The 241-nt window shown below is 57.7% G+C and carries 1 protein-coding gene; it reads right to left on the bottom strand.

The genetic code is table 11. The features are described from left to right. Nucleotides 1–241: M24 family metallopeptidase (locus KZZ04_RS20635; RefSeq protein ID WP_219424094.1), on the bottom strand; the 241-nt coding region annotated here is incomplete at both ends.

The raw sequence follows: 241 nt of genomic DNA, 5'->3' as shown, positions 1-241 counted from the left end.
CAATGTTTGTTCGGCGCAATTTCGGCAAAGGCCGCTTCCTGGGACGCCAGCACAATCTCGTAAATCGCTTTTTGCTCGGGCGAAAACGTACCGTTGACCGGCCAGGTGCGAGTGATGTCGCTGGCGTAGCAGTCAATCTCACAACCGGCGTCGATCAGCACCAGGTCGCCATCCTTGAGCACTGCGTCATTCTGCTGGTAATGCAAAATGCAGCTGTTGCGCCCGGCGGCGACGATGGAGC

The sequence above is a fragment of the Pseudoalteromonas sp. CR1 genome (assembly GCF_019392235.1).
Classification (GTDB): Bacteria; Pseudomonadota; Gammaproteobacteria; order Enterobacterales; family Alteromonadaceae; genus Pseudoalteromonas.
The sequence above is the reverse complement of the archived record's forward strand: the minus strand, read 5'-3'. Positions and strand labels throughout refer to the sequence as shown.